24 protein-coding genes and 1 riboswitch are annotated in these 22,442 nt (G+C 72.8%); of the genes, 11 read left to right on the top strand and 13 right to left on the bottom strand.

Translation table 11 applies throughout. The annotated features are described in order from the left end of the window. Positions 1-12 precede the first annotated feature (12 nt). The 5 genes from rpsR to ACFSBI_RS03040 all read right to left on the bottom strand — a co-directional run bounded on the left by rpsR (position 13) and on the right by ACFSBI_RS03040 (position 3,455). Positions 13-270, bottom strand: coding sequence for a 30S ribosomal protein S18 (gene rpsR, locus ACFSBI_RS03060; protein ID WP_119480461.1), 258 nt, complete (start codon positions 268-270; stop codon positions 13-15). 169 nt (positions 271-439) lie between these two features. Next, complete coding sequence (locus ACFSBI_RS03055) at positions 440-994, bottom strand: single-stranded DNA-binding protein (RefSeq protein WP_377931907.1); 555 nt, start codon at positions 992-994, stop codon at positions 440-442. A 3-nt stretch (positions 995-997) separates the two neighbouring features. Then, a complete protein-coding gene (gene rpsF, locus ACFSBI_RS03050) occupies positions 998-1,375 on the bottom strand; it encodes a 30S ribosomal protein S6 (RefSeq protein ID WP_377932154.1) in 378 nt (125 codons plus the stop codon). Positions 1,376-1,519: 144 nt separating this feature from the next. Next, a complete protein-coding gene (locus tag ACFSBI_RS03045) occupies positions 1,520-1,834 on the bottom strand; it encodes a DMT family transporter (RefSeq protein WP_377931905.1) in 315 nt (104 codons plus the stop codon). 11 nt (positions 1,835-1,845) lie between these two features. Then, positions 1,846-1,910, bottom strand: a riboswitch (guanidine-III (ykkC-III) riboswitch). Positions 1,911-1,997: 87 nt separating this feature from the next. Beyond that, positions 1,998-3,455 carry a CCA tRNA nucleotidyltransferase gene (locus tag ACFSBI_RS03040; RefSeq protein WP_377931903.1) on the bottom strand — a complete coding sequence of 486 codons (1,458 nt, stop codon included), beginning with the start codon at positions 3,453-3,455 and terminating at the stop codon, positions 1,998-2,000. 103 nt (positions 3,456-3,558) lie between these two features. Between ACFSBI_RS03040 and ACFSBI_RS03035 the strand changes: the two genes are divergently transcribed. The 6 genes from ACFSBI_RS03035 (at position 3,559) to ACFSBI_RS03010 (ending at position 11,027) form a co-directional block, all read left to right on the top strand. Beyond that, positions 3,559-5,559: a DUF6049 family protein gene (locus ACFSBI_RS03035; protein WP_377931901.1), complete on the top strand. Its 2,001-nt coding sequence runs from the start codon at positions 3,559-3,561 to the stop codon at positions 5,557-5,559. Further along, a complete protein-coding gene (gene murJ, locus ACFSBI_RS03030) occupies positions 5,556-7,154 on the top strand; it encodes a murein biosynthesis integral membrane protein MurJ (protein WP_377931899.1) in 1,599 nt (532 codons plus the stop codon). The genes ACFSBI_RS03035 and murJ overlap by 4 nt, the downstream gene beginning before the upstream one ends. Positions 7,155-7,227: 73 nt before the next feature. Beyond that, positions 7,228-8,250, top strand: coding sequence for a thioredoxin-disulfide reductase (gene trxB, locus ACFSBI_RS03025; RefSeq protein ID WP_377931897.1), 1,023 nt, complete (start codon positions 7,228-7,230; stop codon positions 8,248-8,250). Between the two features lie 36 nt (positions 8,251-8,286). Beyond that, on the top strand, positions 8,287-8,604 hold the full coding sequence (gene trxA / locus ACFSBI_RS03020) for a thioredoxin (RefSeq protein WP_377931895.1): 318 nt from the start codon (positions 8,287-8,289) through the stop codon (positions 8,602-8,604). Positions 8,605-8,697: 93 nt separating this feature from the next. Next, positions 8,698-10,038 carry an aminotransferase-like domain-containing protein gene (locus tag ACFSBI_RS03015; RefSeq protein WP_377931894.1) on the top strand — a complete coding sequence of 447 codons (1,341 nt, stop codon included), beginning with the start codon at positions 8,698-8,700 and terminating at the stop codon, positions 10,036-10,038. A gap of 38 nt (positions 10,039-10,076) precedes the next feature. Continuing rightward, positions 10,077-11,027 (top strand): D-alanine--D-alanine ligase family protein, encoded by a 951-nt coding sequence (locus ACFSBI_RS03010; RefSeq protein ID WP_377931892.1) that lies wholly within the window; start codon positions 10,077-10,079, stop codon positions 11,025-11,027. Between the two features lie 123 nt (positions 11,028-11,150). Here the strand turns inward: ACFSBI_RS03010 and ACFSBI_RS03005 are convergent, their stop codons facing one another. Genes ACFSBI_RS03005 through rpmH form a run of 8 tightly spaced genes read right to left on the bottom strand, consistent with a single transcriptional unit; the run spans position 11,151 to position 16,142 of the window. Continuing rightward, positions 11,151-12,164: a ParB/RepB/Spo0J family partition protein gene (locus ACFSBI_RS03005; protein WP_377931890.1), complete on the bottom strand. Its 1,014-nt coding sequence runs from the start codon at positions 12,162-12,164 to the stop codon at positions 11,151-11,153. Then, positions 12,161-13,075, bottom strand: coding sequence for a ParA family protein (locus ACFSBI_RS03000; RefSeq protein WP_377931888.1), 915 nt, complete (start codon positions 13,073-13,075; stop codon positions 12,161-12,163). Before ACFSBI_RS03000 ends, ACFSBI_RS03005 begins: the two co-directional genes overlap by 4 nt. Before the next feature lie 48 nt (positions 13,076-13,123). Next, complete coding sequence (gene rsmG / locus ACFSBI_RS02995; RefSeq protein ID WP_377931886.1) at positions 13,124-13,792, bottom strand: 16S rRNA (guanine(527)-N(7))-methyltransferase RsmG; 669 nt, start codon at positions 13,790-13,792, stop codon at positions 13,124-13,126. Beyond that, a complete protein-coding gene (locus tag ACFSBI_RS02990; RefSeq protein WP_377932152.1) occupies positions 13,789-14,328 on the bottom strand; it encodes a Jag family protein in 540 nt (179 codons plus the stop codon). The genes rsmG and ACFSBI_RS02990 overlap by 4 nt, the downstream gene beginning before the upstream one ends. Before the next feature lie 5 nt (positions 14,329-14,333). Beyond that, entirely contained in the window at positions 14,334-15,347 is a 1,014-nt protein-coding gene (yidC, locus tag ACFSBI_RS02985; protein WP_377931884.1) for a membrane protein insertase YidC, read from the bottom strand. Positions 15,348-15,351: 4 nt separating this feature from the next. After that, complete coding sequence (yidD, locus tag ACFSBI_RS02980) at positions 15,352-15,651, bottom strand: membrane protein insertion efficiency factor YidD (protein ID WP_377931882.1); 300 nt, start codon at positions 15,649-15,651, stop codon at positions 15,352-15,354. Then, a complete protein-coding gene (gene rnpA / locus ACFSBI_RS02975) occupies positions 15,648-15,986 on the bottom strand; it encodes a ribonuclease P protein component (protein WP_377931880.1) in 339 nt (112 codons plus the stop codon). Before rnpA ends, yidD begins: the two co-directional genes overlap by 4 nt. A gap of 18 nt (positions 15,987-16,004) precedes the next feature. Then, complete coding sequence (rpmH, locus tag ACFSBI_RS02970) at positions 16,005-16,142, bottom strand: 50S ribosomal protein L34 (protein WP_377931878.1); 138 nt, start codon at positions 16,140-16,142, stop codon at positions 16,005-16,007. A 383-nt stretch (positions 16,143-16,525) separates the two neighbouring features. Between rpmH and dnaA the strand changes: the two genes are divergently transcribed. The 5 genes from dnaA (at position 16,526) to ACFSBI_RS02945 (ending at position 22,383) form a co-directional block, all read left to right on the top strand. After that, the gene (gene dnaA, locus ACFSBI_RS02965; protein WP_377931876.1) at positions 16,526-17,992 is read left to right on the top strand and encodes a chromosomal replication initiator protein DnaA; all 1,467 of its coding nucleotides are present in this window, start codon (positions 16,526-16,528) and stop codon (positions 17,990-17,992) included. 660 nt (positions 17,993-18,652) lie between these two features. Beyond that, entirely contained in the window at positions 18,653-19,792 is a 1,140-nt protein-coding gene (dnaN, locus tag ACFSBI_RS02960) for a DNA polymerase III subunit beta (protein WP_377931874.1), read from the top strand. A gap of 33 nt (positions 19,793-19,825) precedes the next feature. Then, positions 19,826-20,755: a phosphogluconate dehydrogenase (NAD(+)-dependent, decarboxylating) gene (gene gnd / locus ACFSBI_RS02955; RefSeq protein ID WP_377931872.1), complete on the top strand. Its 930-nt coding sequence runs from the start codon at positions 19,826-19,828 to the stop codon at positions 20,753-20,755. Positions 20,756-20,774: 19 nt separating this feature from the next. After that, positions 20,775-21,896 (top strand): DNA replication/repair protein RecF, encoded by a 1,122-nt coding sequence (gene recF, locus ACFSBI_RS02950; RefSeq protein WP_377931870.1) that lies wholly within the window; start codon positions 20,775-20,777, stop codon positions 21,894-21,896. Beyond that, on the top strand, positions 21,889-22,383 hold the full coding sequence (locus tag ACFSBI_RS02945) for a DciA family protein (RefSeq protein WP_377931868.1): 495 nt from the start codon (positions 21,889-21,891) through the stop codon (positions 22,381-22,383). Before recF ends, ACFSBI_RS02945 begins: the two co-directional genes overlap by 8 nt. Positions 22,384-22,442 lie beyond the last annotated feature (59 nt).

The following is a 22,442-nucleotide window of genomic DNA, read 5'->3' as shown; positions in this document are numbered from 1 at the left end:
CTCAGCCCCCGATCAGCGGCCGGAGCCGGAGTAGGGGAGCAGCGCCATCTCGCGCGCGTTCTTGACCGCACGGGCGATCAGCCGCTGCTCCTGGACGGACACGCCGGTGATGCGGCGGGCGCGGATCTTGCCGCGCTCGGAGATGAACTTGCGCAGGGTGGCGACGTCCTTGTAGTCGATCACCCCGACCTTGATGCGCTTCGCGGGCGCGACGGGCTTGCCGCCCTTCGTCCGCGGCTTGCGGCTGTCGCCGCGCGACTTGCCAGCCATGTGGATTCCTTACGTAGAGAGAAGTTGAGAAGAGGGGGACGAGCGGGACCAGGAGGCCGCCGACGTGGCGATCACTCCGCCCCTGCCATTCACGAGGCCGTCCGCGGTGCGCGCCTCAGCGCGCCGCGACGGCAGTCTTCGATCCGCTCGCGGATCGAAGACCATGAACTCAGAACGGGGTCTCGTCGTCGTAGGCGCCCGGGGTGCTCCAGCCGTCGTTGCCGCCGCCCGAGGACGACGAGCCGCCGGGCGAGCCCCACGGGTCGTCCTGCTGCTGCTGCGGACGACCGCCGCCGCCGCCGCCACCGCCACCGACCTGGCCGCGCGAACCGCCGCCACCGCCACCGCCACCGCCACCGCCGCTCGAGCGGGTGACCTGCGCGGTCGCGTACCGCAGCGAGGGGCCGATCTCGTCGACCTCCAGCTCGATCGCGGTGCGGTTGTTGCCCTCGCGGTCCTGGTAGCTGCGCTGCTTGAGGCGCCCCGACGCGATGACGCGGGAGCCCTTGGTCAGCGAGCCGGCGACGTGCTCGGCGAAGTCGCGCCACACGCTGGCGCGCAGGAACAGCGCCTCGCCGTCCTTCCACTCGTTCGACTGGCGGTCGAACGAACGGGGGGTGGAGGCGATGGTGAAGTTCGCGACGGCCAGCCCGTTCTGGGTGTACCGCAGCTCCGGGTCGCTCGTGAGGTTCCCGACGACCGTGATGATGGTCTCGCCGGCCACGGATCAGCTCCGGGGCGTGCGGGGCGGACGGGAGCCGCGGCGCTCGGAGCGCTCGGGGCGCTCGGGCCGGTACTCGCCGCCGTTGTCGTTCGGCTTGCCGATGGACTGGCTGACCTCGTCGGCGCGCAGCACCTTGGTGCGCAGCACCGCCTCGGACAGGCCCAGCTGCCGGTTGAGCTCCTGGGTGGACGCGCTCGTCGCGGTCAGGTTGACCACGGCGTAGATGCCCTCGGTGTGCTTCTGGATCTCGTACGCCAGTCGACGACGGCCCCAGATGTCCACCTTGTCGACGGACCCGCCGTCGTTCCGGATGACACCGAGGAACCGGTCCAGACTGGGCGCGACGGTCCGCTCGTCGATGCTCGGGTCAAGGATGACCATCAGCTCGTACTGCTCTGCTGCCACTACCCCACCTCCTCTGGTCTGCACGGCCGCGGTCGTTCCGCGGCAGGAGGGTGTGAACCGTTGCGCGGGCATGCCGAAGCGCCCGGGCAACCGCGAAAGTCTACCCGACGCGCCGAGCGCTCAGTGCGACAGCTTGAGGCCGACGACGCCGGCGACGACGAGCAGCAGGCAGACGCCCCTGGCGAGGCTCAGCGCCTCGGAGCCGGTGACCACCGCCACCGCGACCGTCAGCACGGCACCGATGCCGACCCAGACCGCGTAGGCCGTGCCGACCGGGAGGGTGCGCATCGCGAAGGCGAGGCCGCCCATGCTGGCGACCAGCCCGACGGCGAAGACGACGGTGGGCAGCGGCCTGGAGAACCCCGCCGAACGCCCGAGCGCGGTGGCCCAGACGGCCTCGAGCACGCCGGAGAGGATGAGGACGAACCAGGACACGACGGACCTCTCACGAGCCGTCTTGTCGCTGACCGGGTACGGCGTCCCTCGTCCGGATGCCCCTGGCGGGCTGGACTCAAGTCTCGCACGCGGCCGGCGGCGGGGGCCGGATGCACCGGGGGTGCACAGCCGCGGAGCCGGACGGCCCCGGTCGGAAGGAGGGTCAGCCGGCCTGCCGGGCGTCCCACCAGGCGTGGAGGCGGCGAGCGGCCTCGTCCTCGCCGAGCAGCCCCTCCTCGAGCCGCAGCTCGAGCAGGAAGCGGTAGGCCTCGCCGACCTCGCGGCCCGGCTTCAGCCCGAGCTCGCGCATGATCGCCTCGCCGTCGAGCTCCGGGCGCATCGCGTCCAGCTGCTCCTGCTCCGCGAGCTCGCCGATGCGGCGCTCCAGGTCGTCGTAGGCGCGGGCGAGGCGCCGCGCCTTCCGCTCGTTCCGGGTCGTCACGTCGGCCCGGGTCAGGATGTGCAGCCGCTCCAGCTGGTCCTCCGCGTCGCGCACGTACCGCCGCACCGCGGAGTCCGTCCACTGCGCGCGGTGTCCTGAGCCTGCCGAAGGGTCGCCGTAGCCGAAGAAGCGCTGGTGCAGCTCGATCAGCTGCGCGACCTCGTCGACCTGCGCGTTCGGCAGCCGCAGGGCCTTCAGCCGCTTGCGCGCCATCTTGGCGCCGACGACGTCGTGGTGGTGGAAGGTGACCGCGCCGCCGGCCTCGAACCGCCGCGTCGCCGGCTTCCCGATGTCGTGCAGCAGGGCCGCGACGCGGAGCACGACGTCGGGCGCCTCGCCGGGATGCCGCGCGTGCTCGAGCGCGATGGCCTGCTGCAGCACGGTGAGGCTGTGCCGGTAGACGTCCTTGTGCCGGTGCTGCGCGTCGGAGGTGAGCGCGAGCGCGGGCAGCTCCGGCAGCACGAGCGCCGCGAGCCCGGTGTCGACGAGCAGCTCGAGCCCCGGCACCGGGTCGTCGGTCGCGAGCAGCTTCAGCAGCTCGTCGCGCACGCGCTCGGGCGAGACGACCTCGATCCGCGACGCGAGCGCCCGCATCGCGTCCGCGCCCTCCGGATCGAGCGAGAAGCCGAGCTGGCTCGTGAAGCGGGCGGCCCGGAGCATCCGCAGCGGGTCCTCGTCGAACGACTCGACCGCCGGCGACGGCGTGGTCAGGCGGCGTGCGAGCACCCCCGCGATCCCGTCGGCGGGGTCGACGATCGCGAGCGACGGCAGCCGCACCGCGATCGCGTTCACCGTGAAGTCGCGGCGCCGCAGGTCGCCGTCGAGGGTGTCGCCGAACGCGACCTCGGGCTTCCGGGACGACGGCACGTAGACGTCGCTGCGGTAGGTCGTGATCTCGACGGTCTCGCCGGCCACCTTCGCCGCGATCGTGCCGAAGGCGCGGCCCGCGTCCCACATCCCCGCCGCGAGCGGCTTGAGGATCCGGGCGGTGTCGTCCGGTCGGGCGGACGTGGTGAAGTCCAGGTCGGTCACCGGCCGGTCGAGCAGCGCGTCGCGGACCGGGCCGCCCACGAGGGCCAGCTCGTGCCCCGCCGCCTCGAAGGCGCGGGCGATGCGCCGCACCGCCTCCCGCTCGGCGAGGGCCGTGAGCCGCGGGACGGCGGCCGCGACCGGATGCATGCGGACAGCCTATGGAACCGCGCGGCGCGCCCCTCGGACGGGGGCCGGTTCGTAGAGTGGCGGGCATGACGGGGAGCGGGGCGCGTTCGGCCCGGCACTCCGGGTGAGGGCCGGGCGGGTCCTCGCGGCCGCCGTCGCGGCCGCTCTCGCCTCGGTCCCGCTCGCGGCCGTGCCCGCGGTCGCGGCGGTGACGGCGTCGCCGGTGTCGCTCGTCGTCGCTCCCGAGAACGGCGGGATCCTGCGCGAGGGTCAGCCCCTGGACGTCGTGGTGCGGATCTCGAACGGCGGGACGGAGCGCGTGCCCGCGGGCCGGCTCGCCCTCTCCATGACCCGCGGTCCGGTGGCGAGCACCGAGGAGCTGCTCACGCTGCCAGGCCAGCTGCAGGGCCTGCTGCTCACGCGGACCTCCGCGCGGACGCCGGCCCTCGAGCCCGGCGCGTCCGCGGACGTGGACGTCCGCATCCCCGTGAAGGACCTCGACGAGACCCTCAGCCCGGCCGACGGCGCCCGTCTGCTGGACGTCCAGCTGCAGGCCTCCGGCGTGCGCGTGCTCGCGCAGTCCGCCGTCACCCGCGTGACGCGGTCGGCCGACCGCATCGGGTTCGGCACCGTCATCCCGATCACGATCCCCGCAGGCCGGACCGGGATCGTGGATGCGGCGGAGCAGCGGCGGCTGACCGGCGAGGACGGGGCCTGGACCGCGGCGCTCGACGCCGCGCGGGCGATGCCCGCCGCGACGATCGCGCTCGACCCCGCAGTCCCGGCCTCGATCCGGCTCGCCGGCGACGCGGCGCCCGCCTCGGCCACCGACTTCCTGGCCGCGCTCGAGACCGCCGGCAACGAGACGGTCCGGCTGCCCTACGCCGACGGCGACCTGACCCTCCAGCGAGCCGCGGGTCTGTCCGAGCCGCTGGCGCCCCTCTCCTTCGCCGGCGCGACGAGCACCGCGACCTCGACGTCGACCACCGCGCCGACCCCGGTCGCGACCCCGGCGCCCACGTCGTCGACGAGCGCGGACGACCCGACCGCGTGGGACTGGTCCGACGTGGACGTGGCGTGGCCGGTCCCCGGCACGACGAGCGCCGCGGACCTCGGCGCACTCGCCTCGGACGGCGCGGTGCTGCTCGGCTCCGGCGACGTCGAGGACACCCCTGCGCGGGCGGCCGCCGGGCCCCTCGCGACGATCGGCGGCCACCGCGTGCTCGTCGCGGACGCCGTCACGAGCGGGCTGCTCGCGACCGCCGCAGCCGACGACGACGTGGCGGGCCGCAGCGCGACGGCCGCGCTCGTCGGAGCGCTCGCGACGGACGCGGTGAGCGGAGCCGCGCCGACGGTCCTCGCCGTGGCCGGGCGCGGCGCGGACGCGGCCGGCCTCGCGCGGGTGCTGTCGCTGCTCGACCGGCAGCCGTGGATCCGCGGCTCGGACGCGAGCGAGCTCGTCAGCCAGGCCGAGCCCGCAGCGGTGCGTCTGAAGCCGGGCACCGTCCCCGCCTCGCGCGTCACCGCCGTCCGGGGCCTCCTGGCGGCGGAGAACCGGATCCAGCAGGTGGCGAAGGCGGCCGTCGACCCCGACGCGCTCGTCGGCCCGTACCGCCTGACGCTGCTCGGACTGGTCTCGACCGCGTGGCGGGAGGACGAGACGGGCTGGGCGACCGCGTCCACCGAGGCGGCGCGCGCGTTCGCCGCGATGCCGCAGCAGGTGTCGATCGTGCCGACCGACCGCGCGCTGGTCAGCACCGACGGCGCCCTCACCGTGCAGGTCCGCAACGCGCTGCCGCAGGCGATCACCGTCGACGTCACGGCGACGACGAACAACAACCGGCTCCGCTTCGAGGGCGCCGGCCGGGTCCAGGTCGCCGCGAACTCGACGAACAAGACCCAGCTGTCGTTCCGGTCGATCTCGAACGGCCGCTCGACCGTCGACCTCCGGCTGGTGACGCCGCAGGGCGTCGTCTTCGGCGACCCCGTGGCTCGCGCCGTCACGGTGCGCGCCGGCTTCGACACGGTGGTCGCGGTGATCCTGCTGACGGGCCTCGCGGTGCTGCTCGCCCTCGGCGTGTACCGCAACGTCAAGCGCCGCCGGCGCCCGCGGGCGGAGCGGTGAGCGGCGTCGGGCGCGCGAGCGCGATCCTCGCCTCGGGCACGATGGTGAGCCGCCTGCTCGGCTTCCTGCGCACCTTCGCGCTGACGATCGTCTTCTCCGGCATGACCACGGTGGCGGGGAACGCCTACACGTTCTCCAACGCGGTGCCGACGAGCATCTACGCGCTGATCGGCGGCGGGCTCGTGAGCGCCGTCCTCGTCCCGCAGATCATCCGGGCGAGCAGCGCCGCCGACCTCGGCGCCGCGTACATCAACAAGCTGGTCACGATCGCGGCGGTGACGATCGGCCTCCTGACCGTGATCCTCACCGTCGCCGCGCCGCTGCTGATGCGGCTCTACATCCACGACGCGCCGACCCTCGCCGTCGCGATCCCGATCGCCTACTGGAGCCTGCCGCAGATCTTCTTCCTCGGCATGTACGCGGTGCTCGGCGAGGTGCTGAACGCGCGTCGCCGGTTCGGCGCCTACACCTGGGCGCCGGTGGTGAACAACGTCGTCGCACTCGCGGCCATCGCGCTGTTCCTCGTCGTGTTCGGGGCGGTGCCGAGCGGCCGGACCGGCCCGCTGCCGCAGTGGCAGACCGTCGTGATCGCGGGCGGCACGACGCTCGGGCTCGCCGCGCAGGCGCTCGTGCTGGCGCTGGTCTGGCGACGCGCCGGGCTGTCCTACCGCCCGGACTTCCGCTGGCGCGGGGTCGGCCTGAAGGCGACCGGCCAGGCCGCCGGCTGGACGTTCTCGATGCTCGTGCTCACGCAGGTCGCCGGCCTCATCCAGACCGCCGTGGTCAGCACGGCGAGCGGCGACGGGAACCCCTCGGGCCAAGCGCTGCAGACGGCGTGGCTCCTCTTCATGCTGCCGCACTCGATCGTGACCGTGTCCCTCGTCACCGTCTTCTACCCGCGGATGAGCGAGCACGCGGCGGCCGGCGACGAGCGGGCGCTCCGCGGCGACGTCGCGCGGGTGCTCGGCATCGTGCTGCTCGCCGTGGTCGGGATCGCCGCCGCCCTGATCGCCGCGGCCCTGCCGGTGACCGCCGTCTTCAGCGAGACGGTCGACCAGGCACGTCTCGTCGCTCCCGTGCTCGTGGCCTACCTGATCGGGCTCGTGCCCTTCACCGTGCTGTTCGTCGTGCAGCGCTCCTTCTACGCGCTCGCGGACACCCGGACGCCGTTCCGCTTCACCGTGGCGCAGCTGCTCGTGGTCATCCCCGGCATCCTGCTCTGCGCACTGCTGCCGGTGGAGTACATCGCGGTCGGCATCGCCGCCGTCGTGACGGTGGGGGTCACGGTGCAGCTCGCGGTGGCGTGGACGCTGCTGAAGCGGCGCGTCGGGAGCCCCGTCGACGCGGCGCTGCGCGCCTCCGTGCGGCGCTTCGCGATCGCGGGCGTCCCCGCTCTGGTCGCCGGGCTGGGCCTGCTCGCCGCGCTCGGCGGGTTCGGCGACGGCTGGCCCGTCGCCTCCCGTCCGGGCGGTGCGGTGGGCACGGTGGTCGTCGCCGCCGTCGTCCTGCTCGTCTACGCGCTCGTCCTCGCGATCCAGCGGGCGCCCGAGCTCGGGATCGCCCGCGACCTGATCCGCTCCCGACTGCGCCGCTGAGCGCGCTGCGGCGCGGAATAGGGCCGGCGCCGCTACCGTTCCCAACCCTGCACGCTTCACCAGGAGGGACTCCATGCGCCAGGTCGTCATCATCGGCTCCGGCCCCGCCGGCTACACCGCCGCGATCTACGCCGCCCGCGCGAACCTCGCCCCGCTGCTGCTGGCGAGCTCCGTCGAGGCCGGCGGCGAGCTCGTGAACACCACCGAGGTCGAGAACTTCCCCGGCTTCCCCGAGGGCGTCATGGGTCCCGACCTGATGGACGCGATGCTCAAGCAGGCGCAGCGCTTCGGCACCGACGTCCGGTACGAGGACGTGACCCGGGTGGAGCTGGACGGCGACGTCAAGCGCGTGCACACGGGCTCCGGCGAGGTGCACGAGGCGCTCACCGTGATCATCGCCACCGGCTCGGCCTACCGCCGGCTCGGCATCGAGGGGGAGGACCGCCTCTCCGGCCACGGCGTCTCGTGGTGCGCCACGTGCGACGGGTTCTTCTTCCGCGGCAAGGAGATCGCGGTCGTCGGCGGCGGCGACTCGGCGATGGAGGAGGCGACGTTCCTCACGAAGTTCGCCGACCGCGTCCACGTGATCCACCGCGGCGACAGCCTGCGCGCGTCGAAGATCATGCAGGACCGCGCGACCGCCAACCCGAAGATCGAGTTCCACTGGAACTCGCGCGTCGAGGAGATCACGGGCGGGTCGCTGGTCGACGGCGTCCGCCTCGCGTCGACCTCCGGCGGGGCGGACTCGCGCCTCGACCTCGACGGGGTCTTCATCGCGATCGGCAACGACCCGCGCACCGAGCTCGTCTCGTCGCACCTGGAGCTCACCGAGGCGGGGACGATCGCGGTCGACGGCCGCTCGTCCCGGACCTCGATCAAGGGCGTCTTCGCCGCGGGCGACGTCATCGACCCGACGTACCGCCAGGCGGTCACCGCCGCGGCCTCGGGCACCGTCGCCGCGCTCGACGCGGAGCACTACCTGGCCGCGCTCCCCGCGGAGCTGACCGCCGACGCCAAGGGGGACTCGACCCCGGGCGAGGCCGCCGCGGCGGGTGCCACCTTCGACCCGTCCGGCCGCCTGGTCGGCCAGGCGTAGGCTCTCGACCCGTTCCGTCACGAGGAGTGTCCGATCATGCGTGAAGTGACCGATGCGACGTTCGAGCAGGACGTGCTGCAGTCCGAGAAGCCCGTGCTCGTCGACTTCTGGGCCGCCTGGTGCGGCCCGTGCCGGCGCGTGGGCCCGGTGCTCGAGGAGATCGCGGGCGAGCACGCCGACAAGCTGGAGATCGTCAAGCTGAACGTCGACGAGAACCCGCAGACCGCGATGAAGTACCAGATCACGTCGATCCCGGCGATGAAGCTGTACCAGGGCGGCGAGGTCGTGAAGACGGTCATCGGGGCCAAGCCGAAGCCGGCCATCGAGGCCGACCTGGCCTCCGTCCTGGCCTGACCTCGCGCTCGACCGTTCACGGATCAGGGGATCTGGCCGGCGGGCCCGACCAGATCCCCTGATCCCTGCACGATGCGAGACGAAGAGGCGCGCATGTCCGACCTGCAGCCGGCGCCCGGGGGCGATTTCCAGCCCGGGCCGGGGACCGATCTCGACCCGTGGCTCGACACCTACGCCCTGCGCGCCTCCGGGCTCGCCGCGAGCGAGGTCCGTGCCCTGTTCGCGGTCGCCTCGCGGCCCGAGGTCGTCTCGCTCGCGGGCGGCATGCCGTACGTGCGGGCGATCCCCCGCGAGCTCGTCGCCGGCGCGTTCGACCGGATGCTGCTCGCCGACGCCCCGGCCGCCCTGCAGTACGGCAGCGGGCAGGGGCTGCCCCGCCTCCGGGAGCAGATCCTCGAGGTGATGGCGGAGGAGGGCATCACCGCCTCCGTCGACGACGTCGTGACGACGACCGGTTCGCAGCAGGCGATCGACCTCGTGACGAAGCTGTTCGTCGATCCCGGGGACGTGATCCTGGCGGAGGGCCCCAGCTACGTCGGCGCGCTCGGCGTCTTCAAGTCGTACCAGGCCGACGTCGTGCACCTCTCGATGGACGCCGACGGCCTGGTGCCCGAGCTGCTCGAGGCCGCGATCCGGGAGCAGCGGGCGGCGGGGAAGCGGATCAAGTTCCTCTACACGATCCCGAACTTCCACAACCCGGCCGGCGTGACGCTGTCCGCGGAGCGGCGGCCGCAGATCGTCGAGATCTGCCGCCGCGAGGGCGTGCTGATCGTCGAGGACAACCCCTACGGGCTGATCTGGTTCGACGCGCCGCCGCCCCCGCCGATGCACACGCTGAACCCGGACGGCGTGGTCTACCTCGGCTCGTTCTCGAAGACGTTCGCGCCGGGCTTCCGCGTCGGCTGGGCCGTCGCCCCGCACGCGGTGCGGGAGAAGCTGGTGCTCGCCACCGAGTCGGCGATCCTGTCGCCCTCCAGCTTCAACCACCACCTGATCGCCGAGTACCTGGAGACCGTCGACTGGCGCGCGCAGGTCGCCCGCTTCCGCGACGTGTACCGGGAGCGGCGCGACGCGATGCTCGCGGCCCTCGAGGAGCACCTGCCGCGGCTGTCGTGGAACGTCCCCGACGGCGGCTTCTACGTGTGGGTGCGCCTGCCGGAGGAGCTGCACTCGAAGCAGATGCTGCCGCGCGCCGTGCGCGAGCTCGTCGCGTACACCCCCGGCACCGGCTTCTACGCGGACGGGCAGGGCGGCCGCGAGATGCGCCTGTCCTTCTGCTACCCCACGCCGGAGTTCATCGAGGAGGGCGTCCGGCGGCTCGCGAGCGTCGTCGACGGCGAGCTCGAGCTGGTCCGGCAGTTCGCCGGCACCGGGTCGCTGACGCCGCGCGACCGCGACCGCGCGGTCGCGAGCCCGCCCCCCGACCTCACCTGACGCAGCCCCCTCCCCCGACCCGGCACCTAGGAGCGACCATGACCTCGACGACCTCCGTGGTGGTGCTCTCCGGCGGCATCTCGCACGAGCGGGACGTGTCCCTCCGCTCCGGCCGACGGGTGGCGGACGCGCTGAGCCGCCTCGGCTGGCAGGTGCGGACCGCCGAGCCCGACGCGCGGCTGCTGCCCGACCTGGTCGCGGACCGGCCCGACGTCATCTGGCCGGCGCTCCACGGCGCGAGCGGCGAGGACGGGTCGCTCCGATCCCTGCTCGACGTGGCCGGCTTCGCCTACGTCGGCAGCCGCGGGGACGCCTCCCGGCTCGCGTGGGACAAGCCGACGGCGAAGCGGCTGATCGAGGCGGCCGGCGGGTCCACCCCCGCCTCCGTCACCCTGACCCGCGAGGTGTTCCGCGAGATCGGCGCCCGTGCCGCCATCGACACCATCCTCGGGTCGATGCGCGAGCGGCTCGTGGTGAAGCCCTCCAAGGGCGGCTCGGCGCAGGGCGTCACGGTGGTGGAGACGGCCGACCAGCTGCCGCGGGCGCTCATGGACGCCTTCACGTACGCCGACGAGGCGCTGATCGAGGAGCGGGTCGTCGGCACCGAGATCGCGGTCGGCGTGCTCGAGGGCGAGGGCGGCGCCGAACCGCTGCCCGCGGTCGAGATCGTGCCCCGCAGCGGCTTCTACGGCTTCGAGGAGCGGTACACCGCCGGTGCGACCCGCTTCTACACGCCGGCCCGCGTCGCCGACGACCAGGCGGCGGCAGCGGGGGAGCTGGCCGTGCTCGCGCACCGGGCCATGGGCCTCCGCCACCTGTCCCGCGCGGACCTGATCGTCGACGCCGACGGCCGGCCCTGGTTCCTCGAGGCGAACGTGATGCCGGGGCTGACGGAGACGAGCCTGCTGCCCCAGGCGCTGACGAGCACGGGGCAGGACCTGTCGACCGCCTACGCCGAGATCACCCTCCGCGCGCTCAGCGGCGCCTGAGCCGCCCGCCGCGGGCGCACGTGGTCTCGAGGCTCCTTCGTCGCACCTCGACCAGCGAGCAGCACCGATGGTCGAGGTGCGAGCGCAGCGAGCCTCGAGACAACCTCGACCGGCGGAGGGGCGCTAGCGGGCGCGCTTGAGGGCCGCGGTGCGGGTGGCGAGCAGGCGCTCGCGCGACTCGCCCTCCTCCCACCGCTGCTCGCCCATCTCGCCGAGGATGCGGTTCAGGTCCGCCACGGAGCCGAAATCGATGGTGATCCGGCCGCTGCGGGCGGTCATGTGCACCTTGACCCGGGTGTCGAAGCGGCTGCCGAGGCGATCGGCGATCTCCTCGAGCTTCTCGTCGCGGCGCTGCGCCTTCTTGCGCCGTGCGGGGCCGGCGAGCAGCGCGGCGGCGGCCTCGGTCTGCCGCACGTTCAATTCCTCGACGATGACCCGGTCGACCAGCTTCTCCTGCTGCTCGGGGTCGACGACGGCGAGCACGGCGCGGCCGTGACGGGCGCTGATGACGCCGGAGGCGACCTTGCGCTGCACGGCCTCCGGCAGGTTCAGCAGCCGGATCGAGTTCGTCACGCCGGAGCGGGACATCCCCAGCCGGATCGCGAGCTCCTCGTGGGAGATGCCGAAGTCCTCGACCAGCTGCTGGAAGGCGCTCGCCTCCTCCATCGCGTTCAGCTGGAGGCGGTGCAGGTTCTCGAGCAGCGCCTCCTGCAGCATCAGGTCGTCGGACGTGTCCTTGACCACCGCGGGGATCGTCTTCAGCCCGGCCGAGCGGGCGGCGCGGAGACGGCGCTCGCCCATCACCAGCTCGAACCCGACCTCCTGGCCCGCCCCGAGCGGGCGGACCACGATCGGCTGCAGCACGCCGTTCTCGCGGATCGAGTCCTCGAGCTCCTGCTGCGCCTCGGGGTCGAAGTGGCGCCGCGGCTGCTGCGGGTTCGCGCGGATGTCGTCCGGCGCGATCGCGGCCAGCTTCAGCCCCGGGACCGACATCAGGTCGTCGTCGCCGCCCGCGGGGCGCCCGAAGTAGACGTCGGAGGGGCGCACGGCCTCGAGGTGCCGCTCCCCCTCCTCCGGCAGGTTCATCAGCGCGCCGATGCCGCGGCCGAGACCGGCCGTCCTGCGCGGGGCGCTCACGCGGCCGCTCCGCGCTTCGCGATCTCGCCGGCGGCCTCGAGGTACGAGACCGCGCCGGGGGAGTTGGGGTCGTAGGTGATCACGCTCTGCCCATGGCTCGGCGCCTCCGAGATCCGGACGGCGCGGGGGATGACGCTGCCGAGCACCTGCTCGGGGAAGTGCTTGCGGACGTCCTCCGCGACGTCGTTCGCGAGCCGCGTGCGGCCGTCGAACATGGTGAGGAGGATCGTGGAGACGGTCAACTGCGGGTTCAGGTGCTTCTCGATCAGGTCGACGTTCCGCAGCAGCTGGCTGAGGCCCTCGAGCGCGTAGTACTCGCACTGGATCGGGATCAGCACCTCGGTCGCCGCGACGAACGCGTTGATCGTGAGCAGGCCGATGGACGGCGGGCAGTCGATGAAGACGTAGTCGAAGCGCTCCTCCGCGCTCGACAGGTACGCCCCGAGCGCGGTGCGGAGGCGCTGCTCGCGCGCGACGAGGGAGACGAGCTCGATCTCGGCGCCGGCCAGGTGGATGGTCGCGGGCGCGCACCAGAGGGTGTCGAACTCGGGGCTCTTCTGCACCACGTCGGACAGCGGGGCGTCGCCGACGATCACGTCGTAGACGCTGATGGTGTCGTGGCGGTGCTCGACGCCGAGGGCCGTCGAGGCGTTGCCCTGCGGGTCGAGGTCGATGGCGAGCACGCGCATCCCCGCCTTCGCGAGCGCGGCGGCGAGGTTCACGGTCGTCGTCGTCTTGCCGACGCCCCCCTTCTGGTTCGCCACGGTGAAGACGCGGGTCGCCCGCGGCCGGGGCAGCGCGCTGCCCTTCAGGCGGGCTCGGCGGCGCGTGAGGTCCGCGAGCTCCCGGGCGAGGGGCGTCGACTCGTCGAATCCCGACCGTCCCTGGTCGAGCGCTGAGCTGGGTGTCACGGCAGAACCTTCGATCGGTGACGGAGGATCACGACCCCCGGACAGGGGTCACCCCGGCACAGTAGCCAGGAACACCCGGGTCTCCAGGCCCGCCATGCCGCGTCCCACCGACTCCACCCGCACGTCTTCGAGGCGCAGCCTGCGGACCACCTTCTCGGCCTTCTGCAGCTCGGCCTCGACCGACGCGCCCTTCAGCAGCGCGAGCGTCCCGCCCGGTCGCGCGAGCCGCGCCGTGATGGGCAGGAGGCCGGTGAGCGCGCCGACCGCGCGGGCCGTCACGACGTCGAAGCGGTGCGGCGCGACCTCCTCCGCGCGTCCCCGCTCGACGACGACGTCCTCGAGGCCGAGGCGCGCCGACTCCTCCCGGAGCCAGGCGACGCGGCGCTCCATCGGCTCGATCAGCGTCAGCCGCAGGTCGGGCCGCGCCGCCGCGAGCACGAGCCCGGGCAGCCCGGCGCCGCTGCCGACGTCGGCGACGGACGCGCCCTGCGGCAGCAGGTCGCCGAGCAGACCGCTGTTGATCACGTGGCGCGACCACAGCCGCGGCGGCTCCAGCGGCCCGATCAGGCCGAGCCGCTCGCCGTGCTCCGCGAGGTCCTGCGCGTACCGCCGCACGAGCGGCAGCGCGTCGCCGAAGACGGCGGCGGCCTCGGCCGGCTCCGCCTCGAGGCCGGCGGCCGCCGTCGACGCCCCGCCGCCGGGCGGGGTCGGCGTCACGCCGAGGTCAGCACGATGTGCCGGCCGGCGCCCTCGCCCTCGGAGTGGCTCTGCAGGCCGCGCTCGGCCGCGAGGTCGTGCACCAGCTTTCGCTCGTAGGACGACATCGGCTGCAGCGGGTACGCGGCGTCGCCCTCGAGCAGCGCCTTCTCCGCCCGGGCGACGAGCTCGCCCAGCTGGCGGCTGCGCGTGTCGCGGCTGCCGCCGATGTCGAGGGTCAGCTTGGCGAAGCCGCCGGTGCTCGTCTGCACCGCGAGGCGGGTCAGCTCCTGCAGCGCGCCGACCGTCTCCGGGGCGCCGAGCAGGCGCAGGTCGCCGCCGGTCACCTTCACGACGACGCGGTCGCCGGCCTCCTCGATCTCGAGGTCGCCGTCGAGGTCGCAGATGTCCAGCAACTCCTCGATGTAGTCGGCCGCGAGGTCGCCGACGTCCTGCCCGTCCGCAGCCGCGTCGTCCCCGCCCGCCTCGTCCGCCGACTCGGCGTCGAGCGCGGCCTGCAGGCCGACCACGTCGTCCTCCGGCAGCCCCGGCTCCATGGTGCTCACGCTCGTCCTCCCGCTCCGCCGGCCCGCTTCGCACGCGACCGGCCCACCGGCTGCACCCGCTGGGTGTTCACGCGCGGCTTCGCCTCGACGGGGGCGGCGGTGCCGTCGGAGCCCTCGCCGCCGCTCGCCAGCTGCTTGCGCGCGGCCTTCTTCGCCAGGCGCACCTCCCGCGCCTTCGCGGCCTCGCTGCCGGGCGTCGGGGAGTTGCGGATGACGATGAACTGCTGGCCCATCGTCCACAGGTTCGAGAAGACCCAGTAGAACATCACGCCGAGCGGGAACGCGATGCCGGAGAAGATGAAGACGAGCGGCAGCACGTACAGCAGCAGCTTCTGCTGCCGGTACATCGGGCTCTCCATCGTCTCCTTGGACACGTTCTTCGACATGATCTGCTTCTGGGTGATGAACTGCGTCACCGTCATCGCCGCGACCATGAAGATCCCGATGACGACGACGAGCACGTCGCCGCTCGTGCCGCCCCTGCCCAGGGCGTTGACCCCGGTGCCGATCGTCTCGTGCAGCGGGGCGCCGAACAGCGCCGAGTTGCCGAAGGACTGCGCGAGCTGCACCGAGAGCAGGCCGACGCCGCCGCGGCCCGGGTCGCGCTGCGCGGTCTCGAGCACCTGGAAGAGGCTGAAGAAGATCGGCATCTGCGCGAGCAGCGGCAGGCACGACGAGAAGGGGCTGGTGCCGGTCTTCCGGTAGAGCTCCATCGTCTCCCGGCTCATCGCCTCGCGGGAGAACTGGTCGCGCTTGCCCTTGTACTTCTCCTGGATCTTCTTCAGGTGGGGCGCGATCTCGAGCATCTTGCGCTGGCTCTTGATCTGCTTCACGAAGAGCGGGATCAGCGCGGCGCGCACGACCAGCACGAGCCCGAGGATCGACAGCACCCAGGTGAGCCCGTCGCCGCCCGCGAAGCCGATCGCGGTCCAGAAGGAGTGGAATCCGACGAGGATCGCCTCGATCACCCACTTGAAGGGCCACAGCACGAGACTGAAGAGATCGGGCATTGGGTCAGCCTCCCGGCTGCTCTGCCGGCCGAACGAAGCCGAGCGGGGTGATGCGGTACGCGGGGTTCAGACGCGCGGGCGGGTCGTCCACGCCGCCGCGGGACCAGGGGTTGCAGCGGAGGACGCGCCACGCCGCGAGGGCGGTCCCCACGGCGGCTCCCGACTGCTGCACCGCTTCGAGCGCATAGCGCGAGCAGGATGGATGGTACCTGCAGACCTGGCCGTAGAGGGGCGAGACGAGCCGTCGGTACGCCAGCAGCGCAGCGATCAGCAGGTTGCGCGGCAGCAGGAGCACCGCGGTCATGCCCGCTCCGCCAGGGCGCCGACCGCCCGGCGCACGTCCGCCTCGATGGACGCGAAGTCCGACGCCGCCGTCGCCGGCAGGGCGCGCAGGACGACGTCGTAGCCCCGCGTCTCGCGCGCGAGCTCCCAGGCCACGGCCTTGATGCGCCGGCGCACGCGGTTGCGCACCACCGCCTTGCCGACGTTCTTCGCGACGATCACGCCCACGCGGAGCGGGGCGTCCGGCGCGGTCCGGCGCCCGTACGCGAGGACGAGGCCGCCGCGGGAGCGGCGGCCCGAGCGGACCAGGCGCCGGTAGTCCGTGCCGGCGACGATCCGGTTCGCCTTCGCGAGCACGGGATCCGGTGCGGCGACCTACGCCGAGAGCTCGGTGCGGCCCTTGGCGCGGCGGGCGGAGATGATGGCGCGGCCGGCGCGGGTGCGCATGCGCAGGCGGAAGCCGTGCACCTTGGCGCGGCGGCGGTTGTTCGGCTGGAACGTGCGCTTGGTCACAGGGATCACCTCGGGTCTCGTGGGGAAGCGCCTCCCGGCCCGAGAAGACGGGCGGGGCACCTCGGCAGCCGGCACGCGCCAGGGCGGCCGACGGAACCGGAACACACTACATCACCGCCTCGGCGCGCCCTCGTCCGCTGGTGAATTCCACAGGTGTCATTCGTCGTTGTCCCCAGCTCTGGGCGCATCCTCGCGGCGCTTCAGCGGCGTTTCTGCACACCGGTCTCCACCGCCTGTGGAGACTTGCCGCTGGAAACGGACGGGCGTTACGGTGGGCCCTCGCCGCTGCCGCCACCCGCACCGACGGGCAGCGGATCTCGTCGCGGTCCACCCCTGACCGCGAGGCGAAGCAGCGCCCCGCTGCGCGAGCGATGGAGGAGCCGATGACGGACGCCGCCGTCGACGCGTGGGGGAGGATCCGCACCGCGCTCGACCACGATCCGCGCGTCGGGCCGTCGCTGCGCGGGTTCATCGCGCTCGTCGAGCCCAAGGGCGTGATGGCCGGGGTGATCTACCTCGAGGTGCCGGACGACCTGACCCGCTCGATGCTCGAGCAGCGCGCGCGCCTGCCGCTCGCGGAGGCCATCGGCGCGCTCGGCCAGGACCACGAGATCCACACCTTCGCCGTCACGGTGAACCCCGAGATCGTGCCGGACTACGACACCGCCGCCCCCGTCACGACCCTGCACGCCGTCCCGGCCCCCGCCGCGGCGCCGGCCTCGGCCCCCTCGGGCGCCGCTGCCGCCGCTGCCCCGGCCCACGCCTCGCCCGCTCCCGTCGCGACGCTGCCGAGCGCGGTCGAGGGGGAGTCGCGGCTGAACGCGCGCTACACCTTCGACACGTTCGTCATCGGCGCCTCGAACCGGTTCGCGCACGCCGCCGCGTTCGCCGTCGCCGAGTCCCCGGCCAAGGCGTACAACCCGCTCTTCATCTACGGCGACTCCGGCCTCGGCAAGACGCACCTGCTGCACTCCATCGGCCACTACTCGATGGGCCTGTTCCCCGGCATCCGGGTGCGGTACGTCTCGAGCGAGGAGTTCACGAACGACTTCATCAACTCGATCCAGGCGAACCGGGCGCAGCAGTTCCAACAGCGCTACCGCGACGTCGACATCCTGCTGATCGATGACATCCAGTTCCTGTCGGGCAAGGACTCCACGCAGGAGGCCTTCTTCCACACGTTCAACACGCTGCACGACCACAACAAGCAGGTCGTGATCACTTCCGACCTCGCGCCCCGCCAGCTGACCGGCTTCGAGGACCGGATGCGGTCGCGGTTCGAGCAGGGGCTCATCACCGACGTGCAGACCCCGGACCTGGAGACGCGGATCGCGATCCTCCGCAAGCGGGCGCAGAACGACAGCCTGCAGGTGCCCGACGACATCCTCGAGTTCATGGCCTCGAAGGTCTCGAGCAACATCCGCGAGCTCGAGGGCACCCTGATCCGGGTGACGGCGTTCGCGAGCCTCACCCGCGCGCCGGTCGACATGGCCCTCGTGCAGACGGTGCTGAAGGACCTGATCACCCTCGACGAGGACAACGTGATCGCGCCGGCCGACATCATCGAGGCGGTCGCCGACTACTTCAAGCTGTCCACCGACGACCTCTTCGGCTCCTCGCGGGCGCAGCAGATCGCCTCGGCCCGGCAGATCGCGATGTACCTCTGCCGGGAGCTGACGAACCTGTCGCTGCCGAAGATCGGCCAGCTGTTCGGCGGCCGCGACCACACGACGGTCATGTACGCGAACCGGAAGATCAACGAGCTGATGAAGGAGCGCCGCTCCATCTACAACCAGGTGACGGAGCTGACGAGCCGCATCAAGCAGGACCAGCGCTACCGCACCCGCTGACCCGCGCCGCGCCCCGGCCACCGCGCGACGCCGGAGATCAGCCGAGGCGGACGGCGCGGTGTGCAGGAGCCGCGACGGTGTGCAGGACCACTGGATCCCGTCGTCCTGCACACGGCGTCGTTTCCTGCGCACCGTGCCGGAGGATCCGCGACGGGGTGGAGGATCCGCGACGGGGTGGAGGAGTCAGCGGGCGCCTCCGTCCTCCACGCCGTCATGGGTCCTCCGGGCGCTCCCGGATGCCTCTCGAGCACACGACGGCTCGGAATCCACCCCCATGTGAGGGAGGTGTGGATAACTCTCGTCGCGACCCCCGCCCGGGGAGCCCCTGCGCTGGGGCGATGTGCAGACCGGGAGATCGCGTCAACATGGTCGGGCTCGGATCTCCGCGCGCAGTCCGCACGCTATCGACATCTCACAGACGTGTAGTTCCCGCCTCCGAGGCCGTCGACCCCGAGTTATCCACAGTCTGCACACCTGTTAAGAATGTGGTTGTCCTTCACTTCCTCTCTTCCTCTCGATCCGATTCCGCGCTGTGGACAGCCGCGTCCGGGGGCCAGGGCGGCCGAACAGGGGCCAGGAGGGGCGGGACCGGCCACCCGCTAGCATGCTCACCGGCCTTCGGCAGTCGAGGATCCGGGTCGGGAACGGGAGTGTGCGACGGTGCGATTCCAGGCGAACCGTGACGTCTTCAGCGACGCCGTGTCGTTCGCGGTCCGGCTGCTGCCGCAGCGAACGACGCTGCCGATCCTCTCCGGCGTGCTGATCGAGACGACCGACGACGGCCTCTCCCTCTCCTCCTTCGACTACGAGGTGAGCGCGCGCATCCGCATCGACGCCGAGGTCCACGAGCCCGGGCGCGTGCTCGTCTCCGGCCGGCTGCTCGCCGACATCGCGAACCGGCTGCCCAACCTCCCCGTCGAGGTGTCGACGCAGGACAACCGGGTGCTCGTCAGCGCGGGCAGCGCCCGGTTCACCCTGCTGTCCATGCCGGTCGCGGAGTACCCGAGCCTGCCCGTGATCGGCGAGACGACCGGGGTGATCCCGTCCGGCACCTTCTCGGGCGCCATCGCGCAGGTCGTCGTCGCCGCCTCCCGCGACGACGTGACCCCGGTCATCACCGGTGTCCAGCTCGAAGCCGGCCCGTCCTCGATCTCGCTGACGGCGACCGACCGCTACCGCGTCGCGGTCCGCGAGCTGCCCTGGAGCACCGAGCAGCAGGAGCCGATCAGCGCGCTCGTCCCCGCTCGCACCCTGCAGGAGGTCGGCCGCACGTTCGCCTCCGGGGGCGACGTGAGCGTCGGGATCACCCGGGGCGGCGACCGCGAGCTGATCTCCTTCAGCGCGAACCGCCGCACGGTCACCTCGCTGCTCATCAAGGGCAACTTCCCGCCGGTCAAGCGGCTCTTCCCCGACTCCGTGGAGCACTTCGCCGTCATAGGCCAGGCCGAGCTGGTCGAGGCGACCCGGCGCGTGCAGCTGGTGCTGGAGCGCGAGGCGGCGCTGCGCTACTCCTTCACCTCCGAGGGGCTCACCCTCGAGGCGGCGGGCTCCGAGCAGGCGCAGGCGTCCGAGCAGCTCGACGCGGTGGTCACGGGCGACGACGTCGTCGTCTCGCTGAAGCCGCAGTTCCTGCTGGACGGGCTCTCGGGCGTCCACACGGAGTTCGTGCGAATCTCGTTCACCAGGACCGAGAACCCGAACAAGCCCGGTCCCGTCCTCATCTCCGGCCAGAAGTCGAAGGACGAGTCGGGCACCGAGGAGTACCGGTACCTGCTGCAGCCGAACCTGCTGCTGCGCTGAGCCAAGCATCCTCGAACAGAGAAGGACACCCGCATGAAGATCGGTCTCGTCGGCCTCGGCAAGATGGGCAAGAACATGCGCACCCGCCTGCAGCGGGCGGGCATCGAGGTGGTCGGCTACGACACCAACCCCGATGTGAGCGACGTGAAGGACTACGCGGCGCTGGTCGAGGCGCTGCCCGCGCCCCGCGTCGTCTGGGTGATGGTGCCGGCCGGGAAGATCACCGACAGCGTCATCGACTCGCTCGAGGGCGTCCTCGAGTCCGGCGACCTCGTGATCGACGGCGGCAACACGAAGTGGCTGGACGACGAGCGGCACGCGGTGCAGCTCGACGCGAAGGGCATCTCCTTCATGGACGCCGGCGTCTCCGGCGGCGTGTGGGGCCTCGACAACGGCTACGGCCTGATGGTCGGCGGCAGCGAGGACCAGGTCCAGCGCGTGATGCCGGTCTTCGACGCGCTGCGCCCCGAGGGGCCGCGCGAGGAGGGCTTCGTGCACGCGGGCCCCGCCGGCATGGGCCACTACACGAAGATGGTCCACAACGGCATCGAGTACGCGATCATGCAGGCGTACGCCGAGGGCTACGAGCTGCTGCACGCGTCGGAGAAGAAGATCGACGTCGCCGGCACCTTCAAGGCATGGCAGCGCGGCACGGTCATCCGCTCCTGGCTGCTCGAGCTGATGGTGCGGGCGCTCGACGAGGACACCGAGTTCCACGAGATCGACGGCTACGTCGACGACTCGGGCGAGGGCCGCTGGACCCTCGAGGAGGCGATCGACAAGGCCGTGCCGATGCCGGCGATCAGCGCGGCGATCTTCGCCCGCTTCGTGTCGCGGCAGGACCAGTCCCCCGCCATGAAGGCGGTGGCGGCCCTGCGCAACCAGTTCGGCGGCCACGCGGTGAAGGCGGCGGAGGCCGGGGAGGCGCAGCACGTCGCGCCGACCGACGACGACCCGTCCTGAGCGGGAGCGAGGTGACGCCGTGCGCATCGCGCGGCTGAGCCTGACGGACTGGCGCAACTACGCCGGCGCCGACGTCGCCTTCGAGCCGGGTCCGAACGTGCTCGCCGGGCGCAACGGCCAGGGCAAGACGAACCTGGTCGAGGCGATCGGCTACCTCACGAACCTGACCTCGCACCGGGTCTCCGGCGACGCGGCGCTCATCCGGGCGGACGCGGACTCCGCGGTGGTGCGGGCGACGGTCGTCGCGGCGGACCGCGAGGTGCTGGCCGAGGTCCAGGTCAACCGGTCGTCCCCGAACCGGGCGCAGGTGAACCGGTCGGCGGTGCGCCCGCGCGAGATCACCCGGAACGTGTCGTCGGTGCTGTTCGCCCCCGAGGACCTCGCGATCGTGCGGGGCGAGCCGTCCGCGCGGCGGCGGTTCGTGGACGAGCTGCTGGTGCAGCGGACACCGCGCCTCGCGGGCGTCGTCACCGACTACGAGCGGGCCCTCCGGCAGCGGAACGGCCTGCTGCGGCACGCGCGCGGCGGCGTGGACCCCGGCTCGCTCGACGCCTGGGACGAGCGGCTCGTGACGACCGGGTCCGAGCTGCTCGACGCCCGTGCCGCGCTGCTGGCGGACCTGCAGCCGCTCGTCGCCGAGCAGTACGCGGTGGTCGCCGGGGACGACCAGCTGGTCGCGCTCGCCGCGCAGCGCTCGATCGACGCGGAGTCGACGGAGGGCACCACCGCCGAGCGCTTCGCCGCCGCGCTCGAGACGGTGCGCCGGCGCGAGCTGGAGCGCGGGATCACGCTGGTCGGCCCGCACCGCGACGACGTGGTCATGACGGTGAACGGGCTGCCGGCGCGCAGCCACGCGAGCCACGGCGAGTCCTGGTCGCTCGCGCTGTCGCTCCGCCTCGGAGCGGTGGAGCTGCTGCGCCACGACCTGCCGACCGGCGACCCGATCGTGATCCTCGACGACGTGTTCGCCGAGCTCGACGCCCGCCGCCGCGTGCGGCTCGCCGAGCGGGTCGCCCGCTACGAGCAGGTGCTGATCACCGCGGCGGTCGAGGAGGACATCCCCCCGGCGCTGGCCGGTCGGGTGACGAGGATCCGGTCGGGGCGGGTCCTCGAGGACGGTGAGGAGGCGCCCGATGCCTGATCCGCAGGGGTACGAGACGCCGACGACGGAGCCGCAGCGCGTCTGGGCGCGGCTGCGCGCCGTCTTCGGGGCCCCGCGGGTGCGGCGGCGGCCGCCGGAGGAGAAGCCGGGCGGCCTGCCCTTCACCCCGGGGCGCGACCCGCTCTCGGTCGGATCCGTGCTCGATCGCGTGACGGACCAGCTCGGCTGGCGGACGCCGCTCGCGCAGACGGACCTGACCGCGGCGTGGCGCTCGATCGCGGGCGAGGAGACCGCGAAGCACGCGAGCGTCGAGGGGTTCGCCGACGGGGTGCTGCTGGTGCGCTGCGACTCGACCGCATGGGCGACGCAGCTGTCGCTGATGCGCGGACAGCTCGCCGAGCGGATCGACCGCGACTTCCCCGAGGCGAACGTGGTGCAGCTGCGGTTCCTCGGGCCGAACACGCCGAGCTGGAGCCACGGCCCGCGGAGCGTGCAGGGCCGCGGCCCGCGGGACACCTACGGCTGACCCGTCGACGATCCGCAGATCCGGCGCTGGCCGGGCTCCCGAGGCGGTCGACGGGCGCG

It is taken from the genome of Amnibacterium endophyticum (genome assembly GCF_042680685.1).
Lineage (GTDB): Bacteria > Actinomycetota > Actinomycetes > Actinomycetales > Microbacteriaceae > Amnibacterium > Amnibacterium endophyticum.
The sequence above is the reverse complement of the archived record's forward strand: the minus strand, read 5'-3'. Positions and strand labels throughout refer to the sequence as shown.

Excerpts from the sequence above, each read along its gene's own strand:
- yidD (WP_377931882.1), bottom strand. The coding sequence starts at position 15,651 with ATGACCGCGGTGCTCCTGCTGCCGCGCAACCTGCTGATCGCTGCGCTG.
- trxB (WP_377931897.1), top strand. The coding sequence starts at position 7,228 with ATGCGCCAGGTCGTCATCATCGGCTCCGGCCCCGCCGGCTACACCGCC.
- ACFSBI_RS02945 (WP_377931868.1), top strand. The coding sequence starts at position 21,889 with ATGCCTGATCCGCAGGGGTACGAGACGCCGACGACGGAGCCGCAGCGC.
- rpsR (WP_119480461.1), bottom strand. The coding sequence starts at position 270 with ATGGCTGGCAAGTCGCGCGGCGACAGCCGCAAGCCGCGGACGAAGGGC.
- dnaA (WP_377931876.1), top strand. The coding sequence starts at position 16,526 with ATGACGGACGCCGCCGTCGACGCGTGGGGGAGGATCCGCACCGCGCTC.
- ACFSBI_RS03040 (WP_377931903.1), bottom strand. The coding sequence starts at position 3,455 with ATGCATCCGGTCGCGGCCGCCGTCCCGCGGCTCACGGCCCTCGCCGAG.
- trxA (WP_377931895.1), top strand. The coding sequence starts at position 8,287 with ATGCGTGAAGTGACCGATGCGACGTTCGAGCAGGACGTGCTGCAGTCC.
- rpsF (WP_377932154.1), bottom strand. The coding sequence starts at position 1,375 with ATGGTCATCCTTGACCCGAGCATCGACGAGCGGACCGTCGCGCCCAGT.
- yidC (WP_377931884.1), bottom strand. The coding sequence starts at position 15,347 with ATGCCCGATCTCTTCAGTCTCGTGCTGTGGCCCTTCAAGTGGGTGATC.
- ACFSBI_RS03015 (WP_377931894.1), top strand. The coding sequence starts at position 8,698 with ATGTCCGACCTGCAGCCGGCGCCCGGGGGCGATTTCCAGCCCGGGCCG.
- gnd (WP_377931872.1), top strand. The coding sequence starts at position 19,826 with ATGAAGATCGGTCTCGTCGGCCTCGGCAAGATGGGCAAGAACATGCGC.
- ACFSBI_RS02990 (WP_377932152.1), bottom strand. The coding sequence starts at position 14,328 with ATGGAGCCGGGGCTGCCGGAGGACGACGTGGTCGGCCTGCAGGCCGCG.
- ACFSBI_RS03010 (WP_377931892.1), top strand. The coding sequence starts at position 10,077 with ATGACCTCGACGACCTCCGTGGTGGTGCTCTCCGGCGGCATCTCGCAC.